Origin of the sequence: Megasphaera paucivorans (genome assembly GCF_900103535.1) — a bacterium.
GTDB classification, from domain to species: Bacteria; Bacillota; Negativicutes; order Veillonellales; family Megasphaeraceae; genus Megasphaera_A; species Megasphaera_A paucivorans.
Map to the genome: position 1 here is coordinate 1 of NZ_FNHQ01000062.1, position 4,372 is coordinate 4,372.

Consider the following 4,372-nt stretch of genomic DNA (forward strand, 5'->3'; position numbering starts at 1 on the left):
GTTTGTACATATTACAGTGACTATAATCGAAAGCAAGCTGCTCGAATCCATTTAGGGTTCAATGCGGCCGAAAGTGATTTAGTGAATATGTTTGATAATCCTAATCGGTAAGAACAGCCTAAAATGCTTGCAGGAACGTTTACACATTTATCTTGACACTATCCAGAAAATACGAGATGATGTGGGTGTGTCAATATATACCTCTCAATTTAATTAGGGATTATGTTCTAACTATTTTATGTACATTGCAATAGTTGAATTAAGCTATAAAACATATGCATTAATTGTAAAACTTAGAGTTGTAAATGTGAAATATGAAATTTATAATATTAACTATAAGTAAATACTTATGATTAATGTGGAGAGGTGATTTACATGACTATCCGGGATTTACAAATCATAGCAGCTGTCGGACACTCTTTAAATATGAGTAAAGCGGCAAATGATTTATTAATTTCACAGTCTTCTGTTAGCCAAGTTATTATGACGATTGAGAAAGAATTTCAGGTTAAACTGTTTATTCGAGGAAAAAATCTTAAGTTGACATCTAATGGGCAGCGTTTTCTTGAGCATGCGAATATAATTCTTGGAGATATTGAAAATTTAAAACGGAACATGGAAGCGCTTAAGGGCAGAAGTGTATTACGGTTAGGGTCCTGCGTTATGATTGCGCAAACTATTATTTATCAAATATTAGAAGAAATGCAAAATATATTTCCCTCGTTGGAAATACCGCTGGAAGTAGCTGACACGGCGGATTTATTAAAGGACTTACGGAAAGGGGTAATTGATGTTGCTATTATCCATAGAAATCCCAAAGATAAGTCATTAATTTGCCGGCTTTTATTTAACGATGCAATGTCTTTTGTTTGTTCTGCATCACATCCATTAGCTGGAAAACATATTTCTTGGGATGTATTGGAAAAATATAAGCTTGTCACATATGATAACGGAAGTTATACTCGCAAGATATTGGATCACTTGTTAGCGGTACATCATTGCAATCCAGCCTTTAATGGGATTTATTATTACCCGGCTGATATTAAAACAGCAGTTCTTCATAATCGGGGAATAGCATTTCTTACCGATATTTGTACAAGAAATGAAAGAAAGCAGGGACTTTTGTCACGAATAAAGATTGATGATATAAAATATTACAAATCTTTTTATTTAGTTTATCGGAAAAACTTTATGTTAGATGAAACTATGACAAAGTGGGTAAAATTTATATGCCAGTCTGGATATATTGAACATTTTCTAAATGAGGAATAAAAACATTTACTATCATTAATTTTTATACTAGCAGGATATGTATAGAAGCATTTCTGTGAGAAATTATTTATGTAAAGAGTAAAAATACATTAAGAATTAAAAAATAAAATAGTGGTATTGCTTTTTTGAGTAAAAAATGCATTTTGTGCAATATAAACTACAGTTTGTGCAATGCGCAAAAAAGTAATTTATATTTACATGTAAAATAATAATAATATAATTAGTGGTAATGACTATAAAATAACTATAGAATTAAAGCTTTTATAGGACAAGACGTTTTTAAATATGTATAGAGTGATACATAACATGGGGGGATTTCAGGAAAAAATGAGAAGGAATATGAAATATCATGCAATTTAAATATAAAACAATTGTGAGTCACGTATTGAGATAATTATATATGGATGGGAGATAGATATTATGAAAAAATCAAAGAAATTATCTAGAAGGGCATTTCTTAAAGGGGCGGCTATAGGTGGATTGACGTTAGCAGCAGCTGCAATAGATGGATCCTTTTCGTTTTCTAATCGTGTTATTGCAGCGGGATTAGGAAGCGGACGGGATATACAGCCTTTATGGAAGGCAAGCAGACATAAGAATAAAATTATTGTTGTTAGTGATTTACATTTTGGTATTGATGATAGCTTTGCTGAAAATGTTCACAACAGAGCTCTTTTTATTGAGTTTTTAAGACGGCTGCAGCAGACCGCAGATATAAGAGAACTCGTTATTGCGGGGGATTTTCTTGATGAATGGTTTTTACCGTTGACATACGGACCGATAACAGATTTTCAAACATTTTTTCTCCAAGTAGCGAAAAACAATCAAGATGTCATTGATGAACTGAATAATGTTATGAAAAAAGGCATCAAGCTGGTTTATGTAATAGGCAATCATGACATGAATATGGAAATAGGAATTTTGAAATATTTACTGCCTGGAATTATTCAAACACGGGATGCAAAGGGTTTGGGACGATATGTTACAGGTGACCGCAAAGAAATTGTTATTGAACACTGTCACCGCTATGATCCGTATTCCGCGCCGGACAGGGTCTCTAATAAGGAATTATGCAGGAGTGATGATACCATGTATCCGCCTGGATATTTTTATGCCCGGGTGGGAACTAGCTGGGTTATAGAAAATAAGCCAAAAATTAAAAAGAACTATCCTGTGATTACTAAAATTCCGAATTCGTCTAACGTCGATCAAATGGGTGCCTATGCTTATGCAAAAACATTGGAAACATTATTTAACAGAATTACAGAAAAAAGTAATTTTGAAGATAAGATATTTAAGCTGAAAACGTGTGGTTTCAATGGCAGTTATTCATTAAAAGATATGTATCCTGTTGAACAGCCGGATGGGACGATTTCTGCACCGGTATTGTTCCGGAATTTTCAGCGTTATTGGGATGAACGGCAGAAAATGAATGATGTATGGGTTAAAACTCCTTTTTTAGAGGCCGGAACCGAGGCGGGAACTGAAACAAAAAAATATTTTTACAAATGTGCTAAAAAACAATATCTAGAACGGAATGAGAGTTCTTTTGATGTTGTTGTTTTTGGACATACACATATTCCTGATTTTCAGCAGGACGGGAAAAAATTCTATGTTAATTCAGGCACATGGGTTGACCATAATTCGGATTATCCACCAGCAACGAGAACCTTTGCGGTAATAGAAACTGGAATCACGGATAATGCTGCTTTATATGAATATACAGAAGAAGGTACGCTGGATGATTTGTCTGTAAAAGTTAAAAATAGTTAAATTCAATGATTAAGCGGGGAAGATGATGATGGTACGGCATATATGCAGGATATATAGTTTAGCGTTGTTGATTACATTGTTGTCAGGGGCAGCACTGGCTGCTGAAACAAATGCAGGACAGACTGATGCGAAGGAAATTGGGGCTGTTATCACAAAAAAAGAAAATATAAGAGGGGAGAAGAAAAACAAGGATGACATTATCTGCGAAGTCCGATATGTTATGCCAAAATTAAATTTAACGGTAAATACGGGAAAAACGACTGCCGGACAGAGAGAAACCATTAATTTCAGAGATAAATTAGGAATAGAAAACTCTAATGTCCCTGAACTTAAACTTACATGGGGGAAATTCGATTTTGATTATATCCATGTCCGCCAAACAGGAGATATTCATTTGGCTGATTCTTTTGTTTATCAGGGGGGTGAGTTTACCGATGCAAATCTTCATAGCGTTTTAGAATTAGATTATATTGCCGTAAATTGGAAGCAGAAAATTTGGGAAAAAAATCGTGTTGAACTTTACGGTGGAGCCGGTCTGCGGATGTATTATATGTATACATCCGTTGCGGCGACGGCAAATCCAGGAATAAATATAAAAAGTTCAGATGTACTTTTCCGGGTTGCACCTACTTTGAATTTGAGTGTACATGCATACCTTGATGAACAGAAGAGACTTATGTTTTTCAGTGATTTTGCGGGAATGACAATGGGTCATTATGGGTATTTATATGATTACGAAGCAGGAGTAAGTTATAACGCATACCGAAATTTCAGTATAGCAGGTGGATATCGGGTTATTAATATGAATGCTGATTTGAGTGTAAATGATGATGATAGACCTATGTATCGGCTGCGTGGTCCGTATTTCAGCATAGTTTATCATTTTTAAAGCACACAAGCATTATATGGAAAAATGCTTGATTAACCATTATGTTGAATAGTCATGTATTCAATACAATGGTTATGATATGTAATATAAATATATTATTTTATAAGTAATATCGGTGTCTAATGGTTGGATAGTATAAAATTTTATGTGTAAACTCTAAGAGGCCCATAGGAAAAGGAACCTCATTCCTGTATAGTGTTAAGTGCTAACAAAGACACTAAAGAAATGAGGTTCCCTAATGTCAAATCTTAACACAAAACTCATGCAAGCGCTAGTAGAAAAACAATCTGTTGAAGATGTCTTTCGTCAAGAACTTGAAGATGCCATCAACCAGTTGCTTAAGGTTGAACTTTCTAGTTTTTTAGGATATGAGAAACATAGTTCCAACGGCTGGTCTTCTGGTAATAGCCGCAACGGTTTTTATTCTCGCGAACTTCG

The 4,372-nt window shown here is 34.5% G+C and carries 4 protein-coding genes; all 4 read left to right on the forward strand.

Features of this window, described 5'->3' with window-relative positions:
- Window positions 1-375: 375 nt before the first annotated feature.
- On the forward strand, window positions 376-1,272 hold the full coding sequence (locus BLR11_RS13725) for a LysR family transcriptional regulator (protein ID WP_091653232.1): 897 nt from the start codon (window positions 376-378) through the stop codon (window positions 1,270-1,272).
- 420 nt (window positions 1,273-1,692) lie between these two features.
- A complete protein-coding gene (locus BLR11_RS13730; protein ID WP_091653235.1) occupies window positions 1,693-3,045 on the forward strand; it encodes a metallophosphoesterase in 1,353 nt (450 codons plus the stop codon).
- Window positions 3,046-3,067: 22 nt separating this feature from the next.
- A complete protein-coding gene (locus BLR11_RS13735) occupies window positions 3,068-3,934 on the forward strand; it encodes a porin family protein (protein WP_143006451.1) in 867 nt (288 codons plus the stop codon).
- A 238-nt stretch (window positions 3,935-4,172) separates the two neighbouring features.
- A partial coding sequence (locus BLR11_RS13740; protein WP_176763018.1) for a transposase occupies window positions 4,173-4,372 on the forward strand: 200 nt, incomplete at its 3' end.

Coding starts and splice junctions, on each gene's coding strand:
- BLR11_RS13730 (WP_091653235.1), top strand. CDS start 1,693: ATGAAAAAATCAAAGAAATTATCTAGAAGGGCATTTCTTAAAGGGGCG.
- BLR11_RS13735 (WP_143006451.1), top strand. CDS start 3,068: ATGATGATGGTACGGCATATATGCAGGATATATAGTTTAGCGTTGTTG.
- BLR11_RS13725 (WP_091653232.1), top strand. CDS start 376: ATGACTATCCGGGATTTACAAATCATAGCAGCTGTCGGACACTCTTTA.